Origin of the sequence: Acidovorax sp. M14 (assembly GCF_049331375.1) — a bacterium.
In the GTDB taxonomy this organism is placed as follows: domain Bacteria; phylum Pseudomonadota; class Gammaproteobacteria; order Burkholderiales; family Burkholderiaceae_C; genus Acidovorax.
On sequence record NZ_CP186263.1, the window covers coordinates 3,231,460 to 3,254,825 of the forward strand.

The window sequence follows — 23,366 nt, forward strand, 5'->3', positions numbered from 1 at the left end:
TGTCGATTCTTTCAGAGAGGCCAGGCATCACACGCCGGCCGGTTGCAAAGGGGAAGACAGCGAGGACGGACGGCGCGCCTGCCACGCGGCGCCCGCTAGCATCACCAGGGCCATGACCAGCAGGGCCACGATGCCCGCCATGCGCTCCACGGGGCTGGGCTCGGTGGCGCTGTCAGAAGGGGTTGGCTCCGGCTGCCGCTCCAGCAACACGCCCATGGTAGGCACGGCGGGCGCGGAAGGTAGCGCTTCTGCCTGGGCGGGCGGCGCGGGCAGGTCAGCGGCGGGGGGCGCAGGCTGTGGCGCTGCCAGGGCTGGCGACTGCGGCGCGGCAATGGCCATGCCTGCAGGCGGGGTCAGGTCTACGGACTCACCACGAGCCGCTCGCTCCACCCAGCGGCGCACGCTGGGCAGCTCGGCCGCCAGCGGCGCGGCACGCGTCAGCTCCTGGTACATCTGCGCCAGTTGTTTTTGCGTGTCCGCATCGGCCTGCCAGTAGCCCTGGCGCTGGGCCTGCACCAGGCGCTCCAGCGACTGTGCGTAGGCCTGCGGGTGTTCCTTGAGCCACTCGGGCAGGCCCAGCTGGTGCTTGTCGCGCACCAGCACGTCATAGAAGCTCTGCCAATGGTCGCTGCGCACCGTGTCGGGCGCCACGGCCTGCCAGCCCCAGGCGAACTGCACGGCCTTGAGCACCTGCAGCGTGCCCGAATAGCCCTCGGCCTTCTGCGCCTGGAGCCAGCCCGGGTGCAGGTAGCGCGACTGCATCTCCAGCGCAATCGCGCGCTGCGCGGTCTCGGTCGTGGGCTCGCCTGCATCCTGCAGCTGGGCCACATGCAGCTCCAGCCCCTGCGCTCGCCCGGCCACGCGGGCTGCGGCCGACAGGCCGCCCAAGTACTGGAAGGGGTCGTCCGAGCTGACCATGGCATACAGGTGCGAGCTGCGCGACAGAATGGCCGCATCGGTGCGACGCAGGTGCGCCCCCAATGCCTTCGCCGCCGTGCCGCCCGCCACGCCCGTCACCGGCTCGCCCTCCAGGTAGGGCTGGCTCATGCGTTCGAGGAACATCTGGCCCAGACGCGCATCGTTGGTTTGCAGGCCGTCGCTTTGCACCGCGTCCGACAGACCGGTGCCATAGTCGCCCACCGCATTGCCGAACGAGCGCACGCGCGCCAGTTGCTCGGCCTGCGCGCGGGGCACGCCTTGCTTGCGCAGCTCTTGGCCGATCTGCGCGGTGTTGCGAGCGATCACGTTGCCGGGCTCGGCCGTGGCGGCCTGGGCCACCGCACGGTCCAGCAGCGCCATCAGCGCGGGAAACTGGTCGCGGTAGGAGCCGGTGATGCTCATGAGCACATCGACGCGCGGGCGTTTGAGCTCATCGGCGGGAATGGTCTCGACCCGCACCGGGCGGCCCGAGTCGTCCCACACTGGGCGCATGCCCAGCGCCACGAGCGCCTGCGCTTCCATGATGCCCTGGTGGCGCAGCGTTTCACCCGCCCAGAGCGACAGCGCCATACGCTCTGGCGCCTGGCCGCCATGGCGCGCCTGGTAGTCCTTGAACCAGTCGTTGAACAGCGTCTGCGCCACGGCATAGGCCTGGCGTGTGGGCAGGCGGCTCGGGTCCAGCCCCGTGAGGTTGCGGCCTGTGGGCAGGCTGTCGGGGTTGCGGATGGGGTCGCCGCCGTAGGCTGCAGGCAGGTAGCGCCCTTCCAGCGCAGCCAGCAGGCCGGGCAGCTCGCCTTCCGTGGCCAGCAGGCGCTCCAGCTCTTGTGCGCGTTGGGCAAGCTGCAGCAACGCGGGCGTGTCGATGGGTTGGCGCGCGGCGCGGTTGGGCACATGGTCTTCGGCGCGCACCAAGCCGTCCTGTGCGGGCGGCGCGTCAGGCAGCACGGGGCGCAGGTCCAGCACGCTGGCGACCTGCGCGTCGGTCAGCGCCACTTCCAGCCAGCGCGCGGGGCGTGCGGCCAACACCGCGTCGTGCTTGATGAGGAAGGCTTCATCGATGTCCTCGCCCAGCGCCTCGATCAGTGGCTTGCGCAGCGCCTGCAGGATGGTCTCGCGCCGCTGCTCGGGCGCGGGCACGCGGCCGAACACGGCCAGGCCCTTGGGCTGCGAGCTTTGCGCGAGCTGGTCCAGGTAGGGGTGCAGGATTTCAAGAAAACCGTGGAAGTCGGCCGCGATGCGGTCGGCGCTCCAGCCCAGGTCGCGGTGCAGCTGGTGTTCTACAAACTGCGCCACCAGCTGCTTTTCGAGCGCGCGGCGCGTGGGGCCTTCGTCCACGGTTTCCCATTCGTGCATCACCTCGTGCATGTGGGCCATGCGCGCCTCGAAGCCTGCCGGGGCGAACACGGGCGTGCGGTGGCTCACCAGCACGGCGCGGCCCCGGCGCTTGGCCGTGAGGGCCTCGCCCAGGTTGTCCACGATGTAGGGATAGACCACGGGCAGGTCACCGAGCGGCAGCAGCGCGTCGTCGTGCACATCCAGCGCACGCGCCTTGCCACCGGCCCATTCCTGCGTGCCATGCGTGCCAAAGTGGATCAACGCATCGGCCTCCAGCTCCGCCCACAGGTACACCGCCAGGTAATGGTGCGACAGCGGCGCCTTGCTCTTGTGCATGAACGGGTTCTGGCCCAGGCGCAGTGTTTCCTCGCGCGGGGGTTGGGGCAATACCGAGAGCTGGCCCACCTGCAGGCGCGGGATGGCGAACACCTTTTCGCCCTGCCAATCGACCACGTAGCGGCTCTTTTCGGGCGTGCCCCAGTGCGCGTTCATGCGCTCGCGCACGGCCTTCGGCAGCGTGGCCAGGTGCTGCTCATAACGCGCCAGCGGCAGCGCGGCGGCCTGTCCGTTTTGCAGCAGCGCGCGCACATCAGCACCGGGGTAATAGGCGGCCAGCAGCGGCTTGAGCCCATCGATCCAGCCCTGCTCGGGCACACGCTCGGTGCGGTAGCCCGCCTGGGCCAGGCCGCCAGAGACCTGCTCCAGGCTGCGCGGCACGTTGAGGAACGAGGCACCGAAGTTGGTGCCGCCCGGCGGGTAGTTGTAGACCATGGCCACCAGGCGCTTGTCGGCAGCGGGTTTGGTCTGCAGTGCGATCAGCCGCCGCGCCTTCGCGGCCACAGCCTGGGCCTGGCGCTCGATGAGGCGAAAGTCCTGCCCCTCGGCGCCGTGGGCTGCGACCAGGACCGGGTCGATGGCACCGGCCGCTTCGGGCTGGGCCAGGTAGAACGGCACATCGGACAGCGACAGGCCCGTGTCGCTGGCCTCCCACGCGGCGGCATCGCCCGCGCGGTAGGGCTGGGTGCCCAGCAGCGGCACGCCCCAGCGGGCCAACAGCGGCTGCAGCGCAGCGGCCTGGGGCACGAGCTGGTGCAGCACCAAGGCAGAGGCATGCAGGCGGCCCGGGCCGGTGCCGTTTTCGGGGGGCAGCTCCAGCACCTCGGCCAGCGTCTGCGCCGTGACCTGCTGGCCAAAGGCCGCATAGGCGAACAGGCCCTGCTGGCGGAAGGTGTGCAACCAGGCATCGAGCCACTCCGTGCTGCCGTCGATGAAGTGGTGGCGGTGCACCAGCACGGCCACGGCGGGCAGGCTGCGCAGCGCGGGCTGGCCCTGGCGCCAGTCCTCCAGCGCGGCGGCGTTGGGCAGCAGGCGGGGCGCGTCGGGGTGGTAGATGCCCCGGGGGGGCAGGACGTCGGGCGCGGGCAAGGTCGGCATCGCAACACCCGCCACGGTGGCACGCGCCAGGGCAATGGCGCTCTTCAGGTTGCGCGGGCCACCGGCCTGCAGGTAGGCCACCATGCGGGCGGGCGCATCGAGCGCGGTCAAGTCGGCGGCAGGCGTGCCCGCAGGCACCCAGACCACGCGGCCCGGGGCGCGTGCGGCGCGGGCCTCGAGCTGCGCGCCGACCATGCGGCGCAAGCGCGCCTCCACGCTGGCATGCGGCGCATCCACCCACACCATGGCGGCGCCTGCCAGTGCGCGCTCCAGCTTCTGGGCCTGGGCCGCGTCCAGTACCGCCGGGCCGGCCAGCGGGTAATCGATGTGCACAAAGCCCAGGCCCGCGTCGGAGGCCAGGCGCTGCACCATGGCCGTGCGTGGGGCGGTGGTGATGTCGGACGTGAGCCAGAGCAACACCGGCGCCGTTTTTTCAGCGCCGCCCGCTGCCAAGGCTTTATCAGCCTGGACGGCATGCACCAGTGGCGCAGCCAGCAGCAGGCACAACAGTGCCGCACGCAAGATCAGTGTCTTCATGGCTTGGCGGGTGCCGGCGTGGCGGCGCCACCCGCGCCACCGGCCGAAGCGCCGGCAGGAGCAGCGCCCGTTTCAGGGATGTAGACGATGTTGCCGTCTTCGAGCTTGTAGGCCACGCCCGCGCGCACGCCCTGCCCTTGCGCTGCGCTGCCAGCGCCCTTGAAGCGCACTTCCTTGCCCTGCTCGCGCACGACCACTTCCATGTCAGGCTGGCCCGCGTTGCGGATGATGGTGACGCTCTCGTGGGCGCTGGTCTGGCTCTGCACGGCCACGGCGGTGAGCAGCGCCACCACCAGCACCAGGAACACGTCCACCAGGTTCACGGCCGACAGCATCGGGTCGTCGTCGTCCTCGGCCAGCACATTCAGGTGCTTCAAGCTCATTGCGCCACCCCACGCTCCTTGCGCACCACCAGCAGCTCGGCCAACAGCCAGCGGCGGCGCACCGAGTACACCACCAGGCCCACCGACGCGGCGGCCAGCGCCAGCACCACGCCTGCAAAGGCGCCGCTGAACACGGCCAGCGCCTGCTGGCCGTTGCCTGCCGCCACGCTCTGCAGCGCGGGGCCGAGTGGGATCATCGTGGCGATCAGCCCCAGCATGGGCGACAGGCGGCTGAGCAGGCGCACGGGCTCGACCTGGCGCACCAACTGCAGCTCCAGCTCTTCCATCGACAGGCCCGGAGCCACGCGCAGCGAGCGGTACTGCGGCTGGCGCCAGCGTTGCCAGGCCTCCATGAGCGTGGCGCCACCCGTCCACAGCGCGTAGACAAACGCCAGCCCCACCAGCACCAGCACCGGCCACAGCAACGACTGCGCGACCTGCGAAAAACCCGATTCGATGTTCATGCTTCCACTCCCTCAATCCATGTGTTGTTTCATTGGCTGTACTTGCGCTGCATCGATGGCAGCGCCATCCACATGCCATCCAGATGCCGCACGTGGATGCGGTGGTCAAACACGCTCTCCAGCGCCGCGTGCGTGGCGGGTGAATCGCAGGCGCCCTGGTGCAGCACGCGGCCCTGTGCCATCACCACCATGTCGTCGGATTGCAGTGCCAGCGACACCTCGTGCAGCACGCTGACCACCGTGCCCCCCGCATCGACCAGTGCACGCATGGTGTGCAGCCAGTCGGTCTGGTGCGGCGGGTCGAGGTTGGCCAGGGGCTCGTCCATCAGCAGCACCTGCGCCTGCACCGCCAGAGCGCGGGCCAGCAGCACGCGCTGGCGTTCGCCGCCCGACAGCTGCGACAGCGGGCGGTGGCGCCAGTCCCAGGCCTGCGTGATGCGCAGCGCCTGTTCCACCGCTGCGTGGTCGGCCGCACCCGGCGGTGCCAGCCAGGCCTGGTGCGGCAGCCGGCCCAGCATGGCCACGTCGTAGCTCGTGAGGTCGTCGGCCGAGCCTTCGTTCTGGCCCAGCCAGGCGAGCTGGCGGGCGCGTTCGCGCGCCGGGATTTGCGCCAGCGGGCGGCCGAGCAACAACACGTCGCCCTGAACCGCCACACGCGGCAGCAGGCCCGCCAGCACCTTGAGCAGGGTGGACTTGCCCGCGCCGTTGGGGCCGACGATGCTGGTCCAGCGCCCGGCGGGCAATTGCAGGTCAATGCCCTGCAATATCGAGCGATTTCCGATGCTGGCGCTTATTCCATTTGCACTGATAGCTATTGATTTCATAGTGCGCCCCCCTGCGAGGTGCGCCGGTGCATGAGCCACAGCAGATAGGTGCCGCCCAGGGCCGCCGTGAGCACGCCCACGGGCAGCTCCTGCGGCGCCAGCAGCCAGCGCGCCAGGATGTCGGCCGCCATGAGCAGCACCGCGCCCATCAGGCTGGAGAGCACGATGTGCCGTTCGTGTGTCACGCGCACGATGGAACGCACCAGGTGCGGGGCCGCCAGCCCCACAAAGGCGATGAGCCCCGTCTGCGCCACCGCCGTGCCCGTGGCCAGCGCCATGGCAGCCACCAGCCCGACACGCATGGGCATGAGCGGCAGGCCCAGGCTGGCGGCCGTGGCCTCGCCCAGCGTGAGGCCGTCTAGCGCACGTGCCAGCATCCAGGCAACCACCGAGCACAGCGCCCAGGCCACGGCCATGACCAAGCAGGCAGCCCAGCCCACAAAAGCCGTGCTGCCCAGCGTGAAGGCCTGCATGGCCTGCAGGATGTCGGGCGAGGCCAGTTCCACCAGGTCACGCAGCGCGCCCAGCACCACGCCCACAATCACCCCAGCCAGCAACAAGCGCAGCGTGTGCTGCACGCCCTTGGCGAGCAGCAGCGTGAGCACCACCGCCCCCGCCGCGCCCAAAAATGCCATGCCCGTGATGCCGATGCGGGCCATCCACTGCGCCGCCACCGGCGACACCCCGAACAGCGCCATGGCGACCGCCCCGCCCAGCGCTGCGCCCGAGGCGCTGCCCAGCAGGTACGGATCGGCCAGTGGATTGCGAAACAACCCCTGCGCCACCGCGCCCGACAGACCCAGCAGCGCCCCCGCCAGCCACGCACCCGCCGTGCGCGGCAGGCGGATGTCCCACACGATCTGCCAGGCCACAGGGTCGCCGTGCATGCGCAGCACCCTGTCAAAGCCCGTGCTGCCCACGCTGGCGCCACACACCGCCAGCAACGCGCTGGCGAGCAACAGCCAGGCGGCACACCATGCGGCACGGCGGCTGGCGGAACCCGTGGGCAAGTCGATCGGAATGCTGGTCATGACGCTTTGTCCACCAGACACCGCGCCATGATGCGGGCCGCCTCGGCCATGCGCGGCCCAGGGCGCACCACCACATCGGAATCGCCGGGGCCAAACACGCACAGCCGGTTCTCGCGGATGGCACGCATGGAAGCCCAGCCGGGGTACGGCACCATGGCCTGCATGCTGCGGTTGCCGATCATGATGATGTCGGGGTTGGCGCGCACCACGAACTCGGGGTTCAGGCGCGGAAACGGCCCCAGCGACGCTGGCACCACGTTGCGCACGCCCAGCCGGGTGAGCGATTCGCCAATGAACGACGCCTCGCCCGCTGCATAGGGCCCACGGCTCACCTCGAAGTACACACGCACATTTTTGGCCTTGGGCGGCAGGGACTGTGCAGCCGCCAGCACGCCCGCGTCGATCACACGCCAGAGGCGGTCGGAGCCTTGCGCGCGGGGCACGCCCAGCAGGTCGCTGACAGTGCCCAGCACGCGGCGCACGTCGGCATGCGTCTTGGGCTCCAGCTGCACCACGGTGAGGCCGAGCGCCTCCAGCCGGTCACTGGCGCGCGAGCTGACGGACATCAGCACCACATCGGGCTTGAGTGCCACGACGGCCTCGATGCTCGGGTCCAGCCCGCCCCCCACCTTGGGCAGCTTGGCAATCACGGCCTCCGGCCAGTTGGAGTAGCGGTCCACACCCACCAACCGGTGGCATTGCTCCAGTTCGCACACGCTTTCGGTCAACGAGGGCAACAGGCTGACGATGCGCTGCGGCGGCCGGGGCAGCGAGACCTCGCGGCCCCGGTCGTCCCGGATGTGCACCGGCTGCGCACGCGCGAGGCCGGCCATCAGCAGGCCCAGCAGCACCAGAATGGCGATGACCCACAGGATGCGGCGCACGGGGGTTGGTTTCATCAGCAGGGTTCCTTCAAAGTGAGAGGCAGACCGGCAGCCATCAACGTGACACGGGGGCACACCTGGGCCACCTGCTGGTTCAGCGTACCGAGCGCATCCACAAAGGCGCGCACTTCGCGCCCCATCGGGATGACCCCCAGGCCAATTTCGTTGCCCACCAGAACAACGGGCCCGGGGGACTGCCGAATCGCTTCTAAAAACATAGCAGCTTGGGCATGCCAATCTAGCGCTTGCGCCTGTTTTTGCTCTGAATTCATGGTTTCGAACCCCAGCGGCATGGTCCACTGGGTCAGCCACAGCGTGAGGCAGTCCACCACCACCAGGGTGTGCGGCGTGCTCAGCCGCGTGAGGGCTGCCGCCAGGTCGCGCGGCTCTTCCACCGTCCGCAGGCCGGGCACGCGCTCGGCGCGGTCGTGCTGGTGGCGGGCGATGCGCTCGCGCATCTCGTCGTCCCAGGCCTGGCCGGTGGCGATCAGCACCGCGCGGTGGTCGGCAGACTGCGCCAGCCAGTCGCGCGCCAGCAGTTCGGCGCGGCGGGATTTGCCGCTCTTCTGGCCACCCAGGATCAGCTCGGTGGTGATCGGATGCAGGGCCGAAGTCATGCGTGGCCCCCACCGCCCAGCAGGTGCGCCACCGCCTCGGGGCTGGACGGGAACCACGCGTGGAAGTAGCTGGCGTGGATGCTGCCTTGCTGGTACAGCGCTTCGCCCGTGTCGGGCGCCACGGCCTCGTGGGGGCGCGCCGTGCGGGCCACGACGGGGGCGCTGCTGTCGCTGGTCGAATAGTGAAAGGTGTGGCCACGCAATGTGTGCCCGGCCACCGTCAGGTGCTGCGGGCCCAGCGCTGCCAAGCGCTTTTGCATGGTCACGCGGCCGGGCAGCAGGCCCCACAGCGGGGCCGCGCTGCCGTCCGCGAGGGTGATGGATTCAAACAATGCCATCATGCCGCCGCACTCGGCCCACAGCGGCTTGCCCGCCTCCGCATGGGCGCGCAGGCTGGCCTGCATGGTGGTGTTGGCCGCGATCTGCGCGGTGTGCAGCTCGGGGTAGCCGCCGGGCAGCCATACGGCGTAGCAGTCGGGCAATGCGGCATCGTGCAGCGGCGAAAAGAACACCACGCGCGCGCCCATCTGCTCCAGACACTGCACGTTGGCGGCGTAGATGAAGCAGAACGCCGCGTCACGACCTACAGCCACCGTGCGGCCCGCGAGCAGCGCAGGCACGGCAACCGGGGATGCTGGTGCCGGGAAGTCCACGGCCCAGCCCTGCAGTGCTTCCAGCGTCATCTGGCCCAGCGGCGTGGCGGCCAGCGCATCGGCCGCTGCATCCAGCCGCTGGAGGCTGTCGTCCAGCTCGTGCGCGGCCACGAGGCCCAGGTGGCGTTCGGGCAGCAGTGCGGCACCGGCCTTGGCGGTTGTCGGTGCGCTGCCGGGCTGCACCCGCATCAGCGCACCCATCCAGTCATCGGCATCGTGCAGGCCGTCCCGCAGCATGTCGGCATGGCGCGCGCTGCCCACACGGTTGGCCAGCACACCGGCCCAGGGCAAGCCCGGCCGGTAGTGGCGCAGGCCATAAGCCAGCGCGCCAAAGGTGCCCGCCATGGCCGAGGCATCGACCACCGCCAGCACCGGCACGCCAAAGTGCCGTGCCAGGTCGGCCGCGCTGGGGCTGCCGTCAAACAGACCCATCACGCCTTCGATAAGGATCAGGTCCGAATCACGCGCAGCATCGTGCAGGCGCTGCGCGCAGTCGGCCGCGCCATTCATCCACAGGTCGAGCTGGTGCACGGGTGCGCCGCTGGCCAGCTGGTGCCAGTGCGGGTCCAGAAAGTCCGGCCCGCACTTGAACACCCGCACACGCCGCCCCTGGCGCGCATGCAGGCGTGCCAGGGCGGCGGTGACGGTGGTCTTGCCCTGCCCGGAGGCCGGGGCCGCGATCAGCAGCGCCGGGCAGCGGGCAGCAGTGGCCGTCGCCAGGGTCACTGCGGTGCCCACTTCACACCCACGTAGACCGTGCGGCCTGCGGTGGCGTAGGTGCGCGCCAACTGGTAGTCCTTGTCGGCCAGGTTGTCGATGCGGGCGAGCAGCGTGTAGTCGCGCGCAATGCGGGTGCTGGCGTACAGGTTGACCAGCGTGTAGCCGCCCAGCACGTTGGTGTTGGCCACGGTGTCGAAGCGGCGGCCCGAGGCCTGCACTTCGGCGCCCACGGTCCAGCCTGCCAGGCGCGTGTCGGCGCCGAAGGTGGCGTGCTGCTTGGCGCGGCGTGCCAGCTGCTTGCCGGTGTCCAGGTCGCGCGGGCGCTGCAGGTCGATGGAGCCGTGCAACTGCACGTCGCCCAGGCGGTGCGAACCAGTAAACGTCACGCCCTTGTATTCGGCCCGGGCGGTGTTGGCATAGCAACCAAAGCTGGAGGCACAAGTGCCCGCGCCGCCAAAGGAGATCAGGTTGCTCACGCGGTTGCGAAACAGCGTGGCCGAGAAGGTGCTATTGCCTTGTGCGTAGCGCAGCGCCACCTCGGCATTGCGGCTGCTTTCAGGACGCAGCGTGGCCACGCCGTATTCGCTGAACCGGTGGTACAGCGTGGGTGCACGGAAGGCCGTTCCCACCGAGGCCGTGGCACGCCACTGCGGGGTGATCGCATAACCATAGGCCACGCTGCCGGTGCCCTTGCCGCCAAACTCGCTGTCCGAGTCGTGGCGCAGGTTGAGCTGCACGGTGTGGCCCGCGGCGTTGTAGCCGTAGCCCAGCGCCAGCGCGTCTTGGGAGCGTTTGGCGTCGATGGGCTTGTTCTCCAGCCGGTCTTCGCGGCGCTCCAGGGCCGCAGTGACCAGGTGCGCGCCCTGGCGCCATTCATTCTGGAAGTAGTAGCCACGCAGGCGCGTGTCGCTCAGGTACGGCGAGGGGCGGGTTTCGTATTCGTCGCGCGAGTCGGTGATGGAAAAGCGCGTTTTGTAGGCACTGTTCCACTGGGCCGTCCAGTTGAGGCCCAGCGCGTGCAGGGTGTGCAGGTTGCGGTCGTCCTTGCCCAGGCCGCTGTCGTAGCCGCTGTTGGTGTCGTTGACCATCAGCGTGCCTTCGAGGCGGTGCACGGCGTTCACCTGTAAGCCGACCCGCGCGTGGCCCGCCGTGGAGCGGTAGCCGTCGCGGTCCGTGTTCTGCCCGGCGACAGGGCGCGCGTTGAAGCCCTTGCTGTCGTCTCGCGCCAGCCCCAGGGCATAGTCCAGCGTGCCACTGGCACCGCTGATCCCGGCTTCCAGCTTGGTGGTGTTGTGGCTGCCCACGCCGATGCCCACGTAAGGCGCCGTACCGTTCTCACCGCGCTTGGTGAAGATCTGCACCACGCCCCCCAAGGCGTCCGAGCCATACACGGCGCCCGCCGGGCCACGCAGCACTTCGATGCGGTCGATGAGGCCGAGCGGAATGCTCTCCCAGGGTGCGCCGCCGGTGGACTGCGAGTCGATGCGCACCCCGTCGATGTACACCGCAGTGAAGCGCGACTCGGCGCCACGCAGGAACACACCGGTCGTGGTGCCCGGGCCGCCATTGCGCGAGAACTCCACACCAGGCAGACGGGCCAGCAGGTCCGCCAGGCCGGTGGCGCCGCTGGTTTCGATGGTTTCGCGGTCCACGATGGAGATGTCGGCCACCAGGTCGGCCAGCGGCTGCGGCGTGCGCGTGGCGGCCACCACGGTTTCAGTCAACGACGGTGCGCGCAGGTTTTGCGCCAACAGCTCGCCGGAGGCCGGAGCGGTCTGTGCGAAAGCGCCGCAGGCGCTGCCAGCCAACAGTGACAGCAGTGCCAGGCGTGGGGCGGGCAGGCACAACGACGCCGCAGGGCGCGCACGAAGGGTACGGATTTTCATGGGGATCAAGGTCAACAAACAACCCGGGCCGGCCTCCCGCCAGCATGTGGGTGATACAGCCGCGCAGCGCCAAAAAAAGGACGCACGCAGCCACCGTGTTGGCCGGTATCCGGGCTGGCGGAACACCCCCCCAATGCCTTCCCAGGCGCTTGTTCAAGGCACCCAGTGGCTTATGGATGGAGAGAGAATCGGGCGATTCGTCCGCTGACCGTTGCGGGGGCAGCGCAGGCTGGGCGAGTACCGGTGGTACGGCGCCTCCCTGCTTCCCGTTGAACTGCGGCATGTGAACCACGCCGCGAGCACCAACAGCGAGATTTTACGACCGTTTACAAGCGTCCTTTTTGCGGCAGAACAGGCAAACAACTCATCCGGGCACCCGCACGGCCAGTGATGCACGGTGATCTGTTCTGTGTTGCGTGTGGCACACCACCGCAGACCGGGGCCAGGGTCCGCTCGGTGCCACACCGCCTACAATCTGAGGCTGTATGGCAATACCGTCCCCCACCGACCAGATCGCCGAGCGCGTGGAACGCCTGCTGCTGCGACATGCAGAGTTGCAGCGCACCAACGCCCTATTGGCTGATCAAGTTGCGGCACTGACGCAGGAGCGCGATTCGCTCAAGTCCCGCTTGAGCGCCGCACGCGCCCGGGTGGATGCCCTGCTCGAACGCCTGCCCGCTACCGCGCCGCTCACGAAAGAAGCCGAATGAAGCAAATCGAGGTGCAGATCCTGCAGCAAAGCTATCTGCTGTCCTGCCCCGAGGGCCACGAAAGTCGCCTGCTCGACGCCGTGGAACGCGTGGACACCGCCATGACGCGCATCCGCGATGCAGGCAAGGTCCGGGCACGCGAGCGCATCGCCGTGTTGGCGGCCCTGAACCTGGCTTTCGAGATCGCCGACCGCGAAGCGGCAGACCTTGCGGCTGCAACCCAGCCAGTGGCCACGCCGCCCGCAAGCCCCAGCCCCGGCGCCCCCATGGCGGGACACCAGGAAAGCCTGTTGCCAGATACCGACCAGCAGCGCCTGCAAAGCCTGGTCCAGCGCCTGGACGACGCTTTGGGCGATGACGGGCGCTTGCTCTAGCCCCAGCGTGCTGTGGGTGTGCTGAGGCACGCTGCGCCTCTTACCCGCTCGTCACAGCCGCTTGCGGGCTTTACATGCCCCCGAGCGCACAGCGCCCGCTGGCAGCACCTACAATGGATGGGTCTGCGAAGCTGTCGGGCTTTATATTTCCTTGAACCAATGCTCATTGAGCTCGGGCTTGGTACATCGTCCGGTGAGCGTGATCATCTCGCGTCAGATGAACCCAACGCCAGGCTGCCCTCGCCCACCTGAACCCCCGGTTCAGGATGAGAGTTCGGTGGCATTCGCAGACACCCTCTTCCCCATGCCCTGTTATCGCAAGCACCCGCCGGTGCTTACGTGGCAGGGCATTTTCTCGCGGCTCCCCGCGTGCTCTGTTGTTCTTTCTTGACTGACATCCCGCCATGCTCGATCCCCTGCTGATTGTTGAACTCGGTGTGCTCGGCCTGGCCACAGGCTTTCTGGCGGGACTCCTGGGCATTGGGGGTGGCATGCTGCTGGTGCCGTTCCTGACCTACATCCTGGGCGCGCGTCAGGTGGCGCCCGACTTGGCGGTGAAGATGGCGATTGCCACCTCCATGGCCACCATCATGTTCACCTCCATCTCCAGCGTGCGCGCCCACCACCGGCGCGGGGCAGTGCGGTGGGACATTGTCACGCGCCTGGCGCCTGGCATCGTGCTGGGCGGGTTCATCGCGAGCCTGGGGGTGTTTGCGCTGCTCAAGGGCTCGTTTCTGGCGATCTTCTTCGCACTGTTTGTGAGCTTCTCGGCCACGCAGATGTTTCTGGACAAGAAGCCTGCGCCCACGCGCCAGATGCCGGGGGGCGCAGGCCAAGTGGCGGCGGGCGGCGTGATCGGATTTCTGTCGGGCCTGGTCGGCGCGGGCGGCGGCTTTGTCAGCGTGCCCTTCATGACCTGGTGCAATGTGCCCATCCACAACGCGGTGGCCACCAGCGCTGCGCTGGGGTTCCCCATCGCGCTGGCCAACGTGATCGGCTACGCCATTGGCGGACAGAACGTGAGCGGCCTGCCTCCAGCCTCCCTGGGCTACATCTGGCTGCCAGCACTGGGCGTGATTGCGAGCTGTAGCGTGCTGACGGCCCCGCTAGGCGCTAAAGCGGCCCACAACCTGCCCGTCAAGCAACTCAAGCGCGTGTTTGCGTCGCTGCTGTTTGGCCTGGCGGCTTACATGCTGTGGAAAGGCGTTTCGGCCGCCTGAGGTCGACACAGATGCGGACTCTCCGCAGTCCGCCGCGTTGCAACATCTGAACGCTCGGCGTCAGGTGTTCAAAGGCCGGTGGCGCCCCTGGGCCTTGAGCGGCAAGGGTTTGCTCAGCAGGGCACGGAACTGGTCGGCCGGCAGCCCGGGCGCGCACAAAAAGCCCTGGTAGTGCTCGCACTGCATTTGCTGCAGCACCGCCTGCTGGGTTTCAGTCTCCACCCCTTCAGCCACCACTTCGATGTGCATGGCGCAGCCCATGCTGATGATGGCGCTGACAATGGCCCGGTCGCCATCGTCGTCGGGCAGGCCACGCACAAAAGACTGGTCGATCTTGAGCTTGTGGATGGGGAGTTTCTTCAAATAGGCCAGGCTCGAATAGCCGGTGCCGAAATCGTCGATCGCCAGTCCGATGCCCAGGTCCGCCAACACGCGCAGACGCTGCTCCATCTCCTGCGCGTCCTGCAGCAGGATGGTTTCCGTCAGCTCCAGTTCCAGCAAAGTAGGTGGCAACTGGTGCACCGCCAAGAGGCGCGTAATGCGGTCCACAAAGTCGGGCTGGCGAAACTCCAGTGCTGACACGTTCACGGAAATCATGATCGGCGAGCCGCTGTGCATCCAGAGTGCGGCCTCGCGCACCGCCTGCTCCATCACCCAGGCGCCCAAGGTCACGATGTAGCCCGATTCTTCAGCCAGCGGAATGAACACTGCAGGGGATACCGCGCCAAACTCGGGGTCCGTCCAGCGCAGCAGCGCCTCGGCCCCGGTGATGCGCCCGGTCGCCATATTGACCTGGGGCTGGTAGTGCACGGCCATGCGCTGCAAACCCAGTGCCTGGCGCATGGCGTGTTCCATCTGCATGCGCGCGAGCAGGTTGGCGTTCATCTGCGGCTGGTAAAAGCCGTAGCTGCCGCGCCCACGCTCCTTGACCCGGTACATCGCGGTGTCGGACTGCTTGATCAGGTCGTCCAACGTGGCGCCATCCTGCGGGTACAGCGCAATGCCGATACTGCACTGGATCGAGAAGCCCATGCTGTCGAGCATGAAGGGCTTGAGCATGTCGTCCAGAATCCGGCGCGCCACACTTTCGGCCACCGATGCATCACCCCCATGCAGGTAGATGACAAATTCATCCCCGCCCAGACGGCACAGCATGTCGGTTTGCCGCAGGCAGGTCTGCAGGCGTTCAGCCACCAGTTGCAGCACCCGGTCTCCAAAAGGGTGCCCCAGGGAGTCATTGATGATCTTGAAGCGGTCCATGTCCAGGAACAGGATCGCGAAGCCGGTATCGCTCTGGCGCGCCCCCTGGATGGCGGTATCCACGCGCTGCGAGAGCAGCAAACGGTTGGGAAGACCCGTCAGTGCGTCGCTGTAGGCCAGCTCTTCAATGCGCTTTTGCGCGGCATGCTGCAGCGTGAGGTCGCGCATGAAGCCGATGCTCTGCACCAGCCGCCCCTCATCATCACGCAGGGCCACCCACGACAGTTGCACCGCGCAGTAAGCGCCGTTGTCACGAGGCAGCCACAACTCGCCCTCCCAGAAGCCATCCTTGGCCCAGCCCTGCAGCACCTGCTCCATGAAGGAGGCATCCGAGCCTCCCCCAAAAAGCGAGGCAGCCACGCAGCCTTCGAAACCTTTGGCCGTAGGGCCGACCAGCCGCTCACATCCGGGGTTCATCCGCATGATGCGGTGCTGGCTGTCGGCGATGAATATCGCATCCAGGCTGGACTCAAACACGCGCGCGGCCAAGCGCAGGCTGGCCTGTGTCTCAGTCTGCCGGGTGATGTCCCGGAACGAATACACACGGCCCACCGCGCGGCCCTGGCTGAACTGCGGCACCGTGCGCATCTCCAGCACCACGCCGTTGCGCAGCTCGACAATGTCGGTGCTCTCCTGCATGGGCTCGCGGTCGATAGCCGCCAGGCGCTCGGCATAGAAACGTGGGTCCGACACCTGGTCCGCCATGAAGGCGTACACCGCTGCATCGTCGCGCTCCACCAGCAACTGGCGTGGCAGATTCCACAGCTGGGCCAGGCGCTGGTTGAAAGCCCGCACACGGCGGTCCAGCCCACACACCAGCATGCCATCAGCGGCAGAGTCCAGCGTGGCACGCAGCTCGGACAACAGTGTCTCCAGCTCGCGTTCAGTGGTCTCCTGGAGGCTGCGGTCCAGCATGGTCAGCAGCAGCACCGTGCCACCACCCTCCCCCCATGGCACACGCCGGACACAACGCTGCACCGGCACCAGACTGCCATCAGCACGCAGCAAACTGGTGTGGGCAGTCACGCCCTGCGCAATCACGTCGACCGGCTCAGACCAGAAAGCCAGCTCTTGGGGCGTGCTGGCCAAGTCCAGCACAGACCGCCCCTGCATGGCGGAGGCAGATAACCCGGTGAGGCGCTCGGCGCCTGCGTTGGCCTGTAAGATGTGTTGGCTAGCCTCATCCAGGAGCCACACGGCCTCCTGCAGGCCATCCAGCCACCCGGGCGATTGGAGATCGTTCACGCCGCAGCCTCGTCAGGGCCGGGACTGACCGCTCGCTCAAAAAAGTAACAGATCCGCTGCCGGGGAGACAGGTAGTCCAGCGCGTCACGCGGCAGTTGTGCGGGCTTGAGGCTGCGCCGTATGCCCAATTCAGGGACCGTTTCCAGATCCAGGATCGGCGCCTCTTCCTTGGGCACCCGTGGGTCGTGCACGATGACCTTGGGCCGCAGGGGCCGCGACGAATTGACCGAGGCCACGATGGCATACCGGTCATTGACTAACTGCACGATGGAGCCGGGCGGGTAGACACCCATCATGCGAATGAAAGCCCCCAGGACCACCGAATCAAAACGGGCCTTGAGCTGGGCAAAGATGACAGACAGCGCCTCATGGGGCGTCAGCGCCGTTACTCCCATGGCCGGGTTGCACATGCGGTCGTACTGGTTGACCAGCGCCAGGACCTGGCTCATGCGCCCCAGATCGGGCCCCTTCAGACGCTGGGGAAAACCACTGCCGTCACACATTTCGTGGTGCCGCGCCACGGCCGTCAGCACTGTATCGGCAAACCCCATGCGTTTGGCCAGGGCAACGGATTCCGCCACGTGGGTCTCGTAGCGTGTGCGCTCCATGGGGATCATGGAAGGGGTGGGCTGGCGCAGATTGGGCGGCAGCTTGAGCTTGCCAATGTCGTGGATCAATGCGGCCACACCCAGATCGTGCAGCTCCTCGCTCTTCATGCCCAGGGATCGCCCCAGCAGCAGCGAAATCACCATCACATTGATCGGATGCAATCCGTTGCGCTCGCCCACGCCCTCGGACAGCAGCCGAATAACAGAGTCGCCATTTTCCAGCAGTTCGGTCACACATCCAGAGACCAGCGCCTCCCCCTTGGCTCTGGCCTGGTCGGGGTGCTCAGAAACCGTGCGCTCCATGGACTGGTACTGACGGGTGGCTTCTGAGAAACGCTGATTGCAGGCGGCCAAGGCCCGGTTTTGTGCTTCCAGCAGCTCACGGCGACGCTGTGCCTCGGGGTCCACGACAGTGGCCGTCCCAGGCCCGGGCGCATCCAGGCCGTTGGGCGGTGGGGCTGTCATCTCGGGCACGCTCCAAGCGGCAGGCACCAGCTCCTGCAGTTCTGGATCGCTCTTTTTGGGGACGTAACGCACCTCGGTCAACCCCAGCTCGCGCAAGGTGGCGATCTGTTCCGACGACGCCACCCGGAAACTGCTGGTCGGGAACGGATGGTGCATCCAGCCCACGTCGAGCTGGATGTACATGCCGACACGCAATTGGCTGATGTCGATGAGGATGGATGAGTTCACGTCAGGCGCACGATACATGGCGACATCAATGCCACCAATAGTTACGCAGATTATCACCAGTTCCAGTGACGTGGCGAAGAACCGGCAGACCGCGCAGCGATCCGGCAACACTTGGCAGAAATCGGGCCTGACTGGAGCGCTGCAGCCCCCTGGGCTGAGGCATCGCCCCGCTTGGAACCACCGGGCGATTAAGGGTGACAGGACAAATCAGCGCCGCCCGCTCAGCGACACCAGAGCGATGGCTTGTAAATGAGATCCATCCACAATGCCCAGGCAGCGACCGCGCACAGCATGGCGCCTGCGGCCCTCGTGCCCCACTGAGCCCGCGCAAGATTCAGGCGATTGCGAAGGCTGCTCCAAGCCCAGGGGCCGCCCACCAGCCAGACCCCGCTGCCCACGGCAAACAGGGCCATGGTCAGGGCCCCCTCCAGCGCCCCTCCACTGAGCGCGGCGACCAACAGGGCCGAATAGAGCAACCCGCAAGGCATCAGGGCCCACAGGACTCCGGCCGCCATCACGCCGCCTGGCGCCCCGACCAGCGGTCGAACACGCGCCCACACGGACCGACCCGCCTGCTCCACCCAAGCAGGCTGGCGCGACTGCACCATCATCATGAGCCCCCAGGCCATGACTGCCACGTGCATCAGCGTCCAGGCGGGACGCAACGCGGTGGTCTGCTGGGTCAGCCATGCCAGACTGTCCATGGCCAGGGCTGCCAGTGCCCCGGCGCCGGCATAGCCCACCAGGCGCCCCGCATGAAAGGCCACGGTGCGCTGCAGCGCACCGCCACGCGGCGCCCAGCGCACCACCTGCTCGGCACTGCCCTCCGCCGATGGCGCGCCGCCCTGCCCCACGAGTGCTCCGCAAGGCGCGGAGCACATGGCCAGGCAGTGGGACCCGCCAGCGAGTCCCATGAGCAGAGCAGTCCAGCCAACCGTGGCAAGCATAGGTATCAGATGATGCGCGAAAACCGGGCGCGGTTGCGGTCTGCCTGCAGATAGCGGTCAAAAACCATGGCGATGCCCCGCACGAAGAACCAACCGGTCGCGGTCACTTCAATGCCCTCAGGCCCAACGCGCACCAGCCCTTGCTCCTGCATGCCCTCCAATTGGGCCAACTCCGCCGCGAAATACTGACGGAAGTCGATCAGCCACGCCTGCTCCATCGGCTCGAACAGCAGTTCCCCTTGGCACATCAGGGCCATGATGGCCGCACGGCGTACCAGGTCGTCGCGCGTGAGCGCCAACCCGCGCACTACGGGCAACCGCCCTTGGTCCAGGAAGTCGTAGTACTCATCCAGCGTCTTGGAGTTCTGGCTGTAGGTTGCCCCCACACGGCCAATGGCCGATACGCCCAAGCCGATCAAATCGCAGTCCGGCTGCGTGCTATAGCCCTGGAAGTTGCGGTGCAGGCGCCCCTGGCGCTTGGCCACGGCCAGGGCGTCGGTGGGCAGCGCAAAGTGGTCCATGCCCACGTACACGTATCCAGCATCCATGAAGGCATCGAGCGAGCGCGACAACATGGAAAGCTTGCTCGCGCCCGTGGGCAACTCCGCAGAGATGATGCGGCGCTGTGGCTTGAAACGCTCTGGCAGGTGCGCGTAGGCATACAGCGCGATGCGGTCAGGCCGCAGTTGCGCCACCTGGGCCAGCGTGCGGTCAAAAGACTCGGGCGTCTGGCGCGGCAGGCCGTAGATCAAATCCACATTCACCGAGTCAAAGCCCAGCGAACGTGCAGATTCGACCAGCGCAAACACCTGCTCGGCAGGCTGGATGCGGTGCACAGCCTTCTGCACTTCGGCATCAAAGTCCTGCACGCCAAAACTCAGCCGGTTAAAACCCAGCTCAGCCAACAGTGCAAGACGCTCTGCATTAACGGTGCGGGGGTCCACCTCGATCGAGTATTCCCCCCCAGGCGCGAGCGTGAAGCTGCGCTTGAGCATGGCCATCAGCTCTCTCAGGCCCGAATCGGAGAGGAAGGTGGGTGTGCCTCCCCCCAGGTGCAGTTGACTCACCACCTGTCCTACGCCACAGTGCGCGGTGTGCAGGTCGATCTCGCGGCTCAGGTAGCGCAAGTAGACCTCGGCGCGGTCATGGTGCTTGGTGATGATCTTGTTGCAGGCGCAGTAGTAACACAGGGATTCGCAAAACGGGATGTGCACGTACAGGGACAGCGGCATGGCCTTGGCCAGCGTGCCCGAGCGGCGCTGTTGCAGCGCCAGCACATAGTCTTCCTGACCAAACGCCTCCACGAAACGGTCGGCCGTTGGATAGGATGTATAGCGGGGCCCTGGCACGTCAAAGCGGCGCAGAAGGTCTGGCGAAACAGCAGTCATGGGGAAATTTCCTTGCGTACACCTTGACTGTGCCGTAGGCTCTGGGACATGTCCTTGACCTGCATCAAGTGAACCCGCAAGCGATACAGCGACAATTTGATGAAGGTCAGCCGCTTGCCCGCGCTCTGTATTCAGGTTCGTGTACGGCAAGCGCGATATGCTTGACCGCTAACCCAAGCCCATGTGTCTATGAACCCGCTCACCATCAAAGTCGCCTGCTCCAACTGCAACCTCCGCGAGCTGTGCATGCCCGTGGGCTTGAACGAAGAGCAACTGCAGCGCATTGACGAGGTCGTTGCTGTCCGCCGCAAGGTCAAGCGCGGCGGCACGCTGTTTCGCAATGGCGAGTCCTTCACGTCCCTGTATGCCATCCGCACCGGTTTTTTCAAGACCTGTGTAGCCACCGAAGACGGTCGCGACCAGGTCACGGGCTTCCAGATGGCGGGCGAGATCATCGGGCTGGACGGCATCGTGAATGACCACCACACCTGTGACGCAGTGGCCCTGGAAGATGCCGAGGTCTGCGTCATGCCTTTCGACCGCATCGAAGAACTCTCCCGCGAAGTCACGGCCCTGCAGCACCACGTGCACAAGATCATGAGCCGCGAGATCGTGCGCGAACATGGTGTGATGCTGCTGCTGGGCAGCATGCGTGCCGAGGAGCGCCTGGCGGCCTTCTTGCTCAACCTGGTGCAGCGCCTGCATGCACGGGGTTTCTCGCAATCAGAACTGGTGCTGCGCATGACGCGCGAAGAGATCGGAAGCTACCTGGGCCTCAAACTTGAAACAGTGAGCCGCACCTTCTCCAAGTTTGTGGAAGAAGGCATCGTGGAAGTCAAACAGCGCCATGTGCGCATCCTCGACACCGATGCCCTGCGACGCATTGTGAACAGCCAGCAGACCTGCCACTGATTACGGCCCCTCGTCGGCTGAGAGTCGGGGCCGTACCAAAGTCCGCCGGTCCCTTTTAAAACGGCATGCAGCGCATGCCCGCATGAACGGCGAAAAAGGCTCAGGAGCAAGACGACGATGTCTTGCGGCAATCGTCAGGGCGCTCCCCGTCGGGCACGGGACAGCGGTTGACCTCAAACGGGGACATGGACAGTAGCGTGGTCAATGCGCTGGTGGCCATGGTGATGGCCCAGAACACAAAAAATGCGAGGGTGTACACCCCCTGCCTCGACAGCGCCAGAGGCTGCCCGAACCAGTGCAGGTCCTGGGGGTCCACCATGGCAAAAACCAGCATCTCCAGCACACCCGCCATCAAAAAGGCGGGCCATGCAATCCACATCAGGCGTTGCGTCCACATATAGGTTCTGTCTCCTGGTGCTGCCGGGGTCGCCAGCGTGTGCGACCCTGGGGTTTCAGCGTGGTTGGTCTTGCACAGGGGTGGCCGCATGGTTGCGGGCCTTGAGGGCCGGCGCCAGACTCTTTTCCGGCGCCACCAGTGTCTTGTTGATTTCGATGCCTTGGCGGTAGTAGTCCTCCGCCACCACGGGGTCGGGCCGCGAAATCGCCAGCCACAGCGTCACAAAGCCCGCCACGATCACGATCAGAGGCCCGGCAATCACCAGCCACACATGGCCAAACTTCCACCAGGGTACGGTTGCCGCCGGGGTTGCAATGGCAGGGTTTGAAGACATGGTGCTTTACTCCTCAACAATATCGGTCAAAGTGCGGCCCTGAAGGGCCCCACCGGAATACCGCTCAGCGCGGTACAAGGAACACGGATTTCTCCGTGACATGGGCCGCTGCTCCTACGGCCTGCACATCAAACTGAACGGCGTGCGATCCGGGCGTGGCGGAACCATAAGGAATCTGCAACCGCACGGCCACCCAGCGAGACTCTGCCGCGCCAATGTCCACTTCAGCCTCGGAAGCCACTTCGAGCCCCTCCAGGCCCCGCGCACTGATGCGATAACGCTGCTCGCCCTCGGTGGCATTCATGATCTGCAGCCGGTAAATGTTCTCCAGCTTGCCACCTGCCACGATGCGCGAGAGCGCAGCGCGGTCCCGCACCACATCCACCTTCAGCGGCGTGCGCACCACCAGGCTGGCCAACATGGCCACGCAAAGGGTGACCAGCACGGCGCTGTAGATCAGCACGCGGGGGCGCAGCACGCGGCGCAACATCTGCGACTGGGTCCAGTGCTTGGCCACGCCGTTCTGGGTCGAATAGCGGATCAGGCCACGCGGGTACTGCATCTTGTCCATCACGGTGTTGCAGGCGTCCACACACAGGCCACAGCCGATGCATTCGTACTGCAAGCCCTTGCGGATGTCGATGCCCACGGGACAGACCTGCACACACAGCGAGCAGTCAATGCAATCGCCCAGCCCCTGGGCTTTGTAGTCGATGTTCTTCTTGCGCGGACCACGCTGCTCGCCACGTTCAGGGTCGTAGGTAACGATCAGCGTATCTTTATCAAACATCGCGCTTTGAAAGCGCGCATAAGGGCACATGTACTTGCAGACCTGCTCGCGCATGAAGCCCGCATTGCCATAGGTGGCAAAACCGTAGAACAGCACCCAGAAAATCTGCCAGCTGCCCTGGAACGCCAGCAGCTCGCTGCCCAGCTCTCGAATGGGGACGAAGTACCCCACAAAAGTAAACCCGGTCCACAGGGCCACCGCGATCCACACCACTTGCTTGAAAAACTTCTTGCGGATCTTCTCGAACGTCCAGGGGCCGTTGTCCAGGCGGAGCCGGGCACTGCGATCGCCTTCGATCTTGTGCTCGATCCACATGAACATTTCGGTGTACACCGTCTGCGGGCACGCAAAGCCACACCACAGACGCCCGGCCACTGCAGTGAACAGGAACAGCGACAACGCCGAAATGATCAGAAGGCCAGTGAGGTAGATGAAATCCTGTGGATACAGCACCAGACCAAAGATGTAGAACCTGCGAGCCCCCAGGTCAAACAGCACCATCTGGCGCTGGCCCCACTCAAACCAAGGCAGACCGTAAAACACCAGCTGTGTGAGAAACACCATGCCCCAGCGCCAGCGCGCAAACAGGCCGCTGATGGAACGCGGGTAGATCTTCTTTTGCGCTTCGTACAGCGAGATGATCTCGCCCGCAGAAGACGCATCTGCCGCGACTGGCGTAATCGGGATGACCTTGCGAGCCGGCTCGCTGGGTGTGCTCATGGTGTCGCTTTGTGAACGGAGATAAGGCGTAAGAGGGATGCCTTCAAACGGAAACCCGGGC

General features: G+C 66.5%; 20 protein-coding genes and 1 riboswitch. Of the genes, 4 read left to right on the top strand and 16 right to left on the bottom strand.

Annotated elements, in window-relative coordinates:
• Positions 1-27: 27 nt before the first annotated feature.
• The 9 genes from cobN to ACOYR4_RS15120 are packed head-to-tail and all read right to left on the bottom strand — an operon-like array spanning position 28 to position 11,707.
• Entirely contained in the window at positions 28-4,245 is a 4,218-nt protein-coding gene (gene cobN / locus ACOYR4_RS15080; protein WP_422847168.1) for a cobaltochelatase subunit CobN, read from the bottom strand.
• Positions 4,242-4,628, bottom strand: coding sequence for a DUF2149 domain-containing protein (locus ACOYR4_RS15085; protein ID WP_422847169.1), 387 nt, complete (start codon positions 4,626-4,628; stop codon positions 4,242-4,244). Before ACOYR4_RS15085 ends, cobN begins: the two co-directional genes overlap by 4 nt.
• A complete protein-coding gene (locus ACOYR4_RS15090) occupies positions 4,625-5,092 on the bottom strand; it encodes a hypothetical protein (RefSeq protein ID WP_274112909.1) in 468 nt (155 codons plus the stop codon). Before ACOYR4_RS15090 ends, ACOYR4_RS15085 begins: the two co-directional genes overlap by 4 nt.
• 29 nt (positions 5,093-5,121) lie before the next feature.
• A complete protein-coding gene (locus tag ACOYR4_RS15095; RefSeq protein WP_422847170.1) occupies positions 5,122-5,916 on the bottom strand; it encodes an ABC transporter ATP-binding protein in 795 nt (264 codons plus the stop codon).
• A complete protein-coding gene (locus ACOYR4_RS15100) occupies positions 5,913-6,947 on the bottom strand; it encodes a FecCD family ABC transporter permease (RefSeq protein ID WP_422847171.1) in 1,035 nt (344 codons plus the stop codon). The genes ACOYR4_RS15095 and ACOYR4_RS15100 overlap by 4 nt, the downstream gene beginning before the upstream one ends.
• Complete coding sequence (locus ACOYR4_RS15105) at positions 6,944-7,846, bottom strand: ABC transporter substrate-binding protein (protein ID WP_116747430.1); 903 nt, start codon at positions 7,844-7,846, stop codon at positions 6,944-6,946. The genes ACOYR4_RS15100 and ACOYR4_RS15105 overlap by 4 nt, the downstream gene beginning before the upstream one ends.
• Positions 7,846-8,448 (bottom strand): bifunctional adenosylcobinamide kinase/adenosylcobinamide-phosphate guanylyltransferase, encoded by a 603-nt coding sequence (locus ACOYR4_RS15110; protein ID WP_422847172.1) that lies wholly within the window; start codon positions 8,446-8,448, stop codon positions 7,846-7,848. Before ACOYR4_RS15110 ends, ACOYR4_RS15105 begins: the two co-directional genes overlap by 1 nt.
• Positions 8,445-9,827 (bottom strand): cobyrinate a,c-diamide synthase, encoded by a 1,383-nt coding sequence (locus ACOYR4_RS15115; RefSeq protein ID WP_422847173.1) that lies wholly within the window; start codon positions 9,825-9,827, stop codon positions 8,445-8,447. The genes ACOYR4_RS15110 and ACOYR4_RS15115 overlap by 4 nt, the downstream gene beginning before the upstream one ends.
• Entirely contained in the window at positions 9,824-11,707 is a 1,884-nt protein-coding gene (locus ACOYR4_RS15120) for a TonB-dependent receptor domain-containing protein (protein WP_422847174.1), read from the bottom strand. Before ACOYR4_RS15120 ends, ACOYR4_RS15115 begins: the two co-directional genes overlap by 4 nt.
• A gap of 83 nt (positions 11,708-11,790) precedes the next feature.
• Positions 11,791-12,029, bottom strand: a riboswitch (cobalamin riboswitch).
• Between the two features lie 163 nt (positions 12,030-12,192).
• On the opposite strand from ACOYR4_RS15120, the gene ACOYR4_RS15125 reads away from it, so the two are divergent.
• From ACOYR4_RS15125 to ACOYR4_RS15135, 3 genes are all read left to right on the top strand, one after another.
• Positions 12,193-12,417 carry a DUF904 domain-containing protein gene (locus ACOYR4_RS15125; RefSeq protein ID WP_422847175.1) on the top strand — a complete coding sequence of 75 codons (225 nt, stop codon included), beginning with the start codon at positions 12,193-12,195 and terminating at the stop codon, positions 12,415-12,417.
• Positions 12,414-12,791 (top strand): cell division protein ZapA, encoded by a 378-nt coding sequence (locus tag ACOYR4_RS15130; protein ID WP_015014800.1) that lies wholly within the window; start codon positions 12,414-12,416, stop codon positions 12,789-12,791. Before ACOYR4_RS15125 ends, ACOYR4_RS15130 begins: the two co-directional genes overlap by 4 nt.
• A 404-nt stretch (positions 12,792-13,195) precedes the next feature.
• Positions 13,196-14,011: a sulfite exporter TauE/SafE family protein gene (locus ACOYR4_RS15135; protein WP_343734281.1), complete on the top strand. Its 816-nt coding sequence runs from the start codon at positions 13,196-13,198 to the stop codon at positions 14,009-14,011.
• 60 nt (positions 14,012-14,071) lie between these two features.
• Here the strand turns inward: ACOYR4_RS15135 and ACOYR4_RS15140 are convergent, their stop codons facing one another.
• The 4 genes from ACOYR4_RS15140 to hemN form a co-directional block, all read right to left on the bottom strand.
• Positions 14,072-16,516, bottom strand: coding sequence for an EAL domain-containing protein (locus ACOYR4_RS15140; protein WP_422847176.1), 2,445 nt, complete (start codon positions 16,514-16,516; stop codon positions 14,072-14,074).
• Positions 16,513-17,835 (bottom strand): HD-GYP domain-containing protein, encoded by a 1,323-nt coding sequence (locus ACOYR4_RS15145; RefSeq protein ID WP_422847177.1) that lies wholly within the window; start codon positions 17,833-17,835, stop codon positions 16,513-16,515. Before ACOYR4_RS15145 ends, ACOYR4_RS15140 begins: the two co-directional genes overlap by 4 nt.
• 203 nt (positions 17,836-18,038) lie before the next feature.
• Positions 18,039-18,764, bottom strand: a complete 726-nt coding sequence (locus tag ACOYR4_RS15150) for a sulfite exporter TauE/SafE family protein (protein ID WP_422847178.1) — start codon at positions 18,762-18,764, stop codon at positions 18,039-18,041.
• A gap of 5 nt (positions 18,765-18,769) precedes the next feature.
• Positions 18,770-20,152: an oxygen-independent coproporphyrinogen III oxidase gene (gene hemN / locus ACOYR4_RS15155; protein WP_291446150.1), complete on the bottom strand. Its 1,383-nt coding sequence runs from the start codon at positions 20,150-20,152 to the stop codon at positions 18,770-18,772.
• A gap of 189 nt (positions 20,153-20,341) precedes the next feature.
• Between hemN and fnr the strand changes: the two genes are divergently transcribed.
• The gene (gene fnr / locus ACOYR4_RS15160) at positions 20,342-21,064 is read left to right on the top strand and encodes a fumarate/nitrate reduction transcriptional regulator Fnr (protein WP_015014806.1); all 723 of its coding nucleotides are present in this window, start codon (positions 20,342-20,344) and stop codon (positions 21,062-21,064) included.
• Between the two features lie 100 nt (positions 21,065-21,164).
• On the opposite strand, the gene ACOYR4_RS15165 is transcribed toward fnr, so the two are convergent.
• From ACOYR4_RS15165 to ccoG, 3 genes are all read right to left on the bottom strand, one after another.
• Entirely contained in the window at positions 21,165-21,461 is a 297-nt protein-coding gene (locus tag ACOYR4_RS15165) for a hypothetical protein (RefSeq protein ID WP_015014807.1), read from the bottom strand.
• Positions 21,462-21,516: 55 nt separating this feature from the next.
• Positions 21,517-21,795: a FixH family protein gene (locus ACOYR4_RS15170; RefSeq protein ID WP_015014808.1), complete on the bottom strand. Its 279-nt coding sequence runs from the start codon at positions 21,793-21,795 to the stop codon at positions 21,517-21,519.
• A gap of 64 nt (positions 21,796-21,859) precedes the next feature.
• The gene (gene ccoG / locus ACOYR4_RS15175) at positions 21,860-23,305 is read right to left on the bottom strand and encodes a cytochrome c oxidase accessory protein CcoG (protein ID WP_015014809.1); all 1,446 of its coding nucleotides are present in this window, start codon (positions 23,303-23,305) and stop codon (positions 21,860-21,862) included.
• Positions 23,306-23,366: the final 61 nt, after the last annotated feature.

What these genes read in the sequence shown, in the direction of transcription:
- cobN (WP_422847168.1), bottom strand. Translation starts at nt 4,245, where the DNA reads ATGAAGACACTGATCTTGCGTGCGGCACTGTTGTGCCTGCTGCTGGCT.
- ACOYR4_RS15085 (WP_422847169.1), bottom strand. Translation starts at nt 4,628, where the DNA reads ATGAGCTTGAAGCACCTGAATGTGCTGGCCGAGGACGACGACGACCCG.
- ACOYR4_RS15090 (WP_274112909.1), bottom strand. Translation starts at nt 5,092, where the DNA reads ATGAACATCGAATCGGGTTTTTCGCAGGTCGCGCAGTCGTTGCTGTGG.
- ACOYR4_RS15095 (WP_422847170.1), bottom strand. Translation starts at nt 5,916, where the DNA reads ATGAAATCAATAGCTATCAGTGCAAATGGAATAAGCGCCAGCATCGGA.
- ACOYR4_RS15100 (WP_422847171.1), bottom strand. Translation starts at nt 6,947, where the DNA reads ATGACCAGCATTCCGATCGACTTGCCCACGGGTTCCGCCAGCCGCCGT.
- ACOYR4_RS15105 (WP_116747430.1), bottom strand. Translation starts at nt 7,846, where the DNA reads ATGAAACCAACCCCCGTGCGCCGCATCCTGTGGGTCATCGCCATTCTG.
- ACOYR4_RS15110 (WP_422847172.1), bottom strand. Translation starts at nt 8,448, where the DNA reads ATGACTTCGGCCCTGCATCCGATCACCACCGAGCTGATCCTGGGTGGC.
- ACOYR4_RS15120 (WP_422847174.1), bottom strand. Translation starts at nt 11,707, where the DNA reads ATGAAAATCCGTACCCTTCGTGCGCGCCCTGCGGCGTCGTTGTGCCTG.
- ACOYR4_RS15125 (WP_422847175.1), top strand. Translation starts at nt 12,193, where the DNA reads ATGGCAATACCGTCCCCCACCGACCAGATCGCCGAGCGCGTGGAACGC.
- ACOYR4_RS15130 (WP_015014800.1), top strand. Translation starts at nt 12,414, where the DNA reads ATGAAGCAAATCGAGGTGCAGATCCTGCAGCAAAGCTATCTGCTGTCC.
- ACOYR4_RS15135 (WP_343734281.1), top strand. Translation starts at nt 13,196, where the DNA reads ATGCTCGATCCCCTGCTGATTGTTGAACTCGGTGTGCTCGGCCTGGCC.
- ACOYR4_RS15145 (WP_422847177.1), bottom strand. Translation starts at nt 17,835, where the DNA reads ATGTATCGTGCGCCTGACGTGAACTCATCCATCCTCATCGACATCAGC.
- ACOYR4_RS15150 (WP_422847178.1), bottom strand. Translation starts at nt 18,764, where the DNA reads ATGCTTGCCACGGTTGGCTGGACTGCTCTGCTCATGGGACTCGCTGGC.
- hemN (WP_291446150.1), bottom strand. Translation starts at nt 20,152, where the DNA reads ATGACTGCTGTTTCGCCAGACCTTCTGCGCCGCTTTGACGTGCCAGGG.
- fnr (WP_015014806.1), top strand. Translation starts at nt 20,342, where the DNA reads ATGAACCCGCTCACCATCAAAGTCGCCTGCTCCAACTGCAACCTCCGC.
- ACOYR4_RS15165 (WP_015014807.1), bottom strand. Translation starts at nt 21,461, where the DNA reads ATGTGGACGCAACGCCTGATGTGGATTGCATGGCCCGCCTTTTTGATG.
- ACOYR4_RS15170 (WP_015014808.1), bottom strand. Translation starts at nt 21,795, where the DNA reads ATGTCTTCAAACCCTGCCATTGCAACCCCGGCGGCAACCGTACCCTGG.
- ccoG (WP_015014809.1), bottom strand. Translation starts at nt 23,305, where the DNA reads ATGAGCACACCCAGCGAGCCGGCTCGCAAGGTCATCCCGATTACGCCA.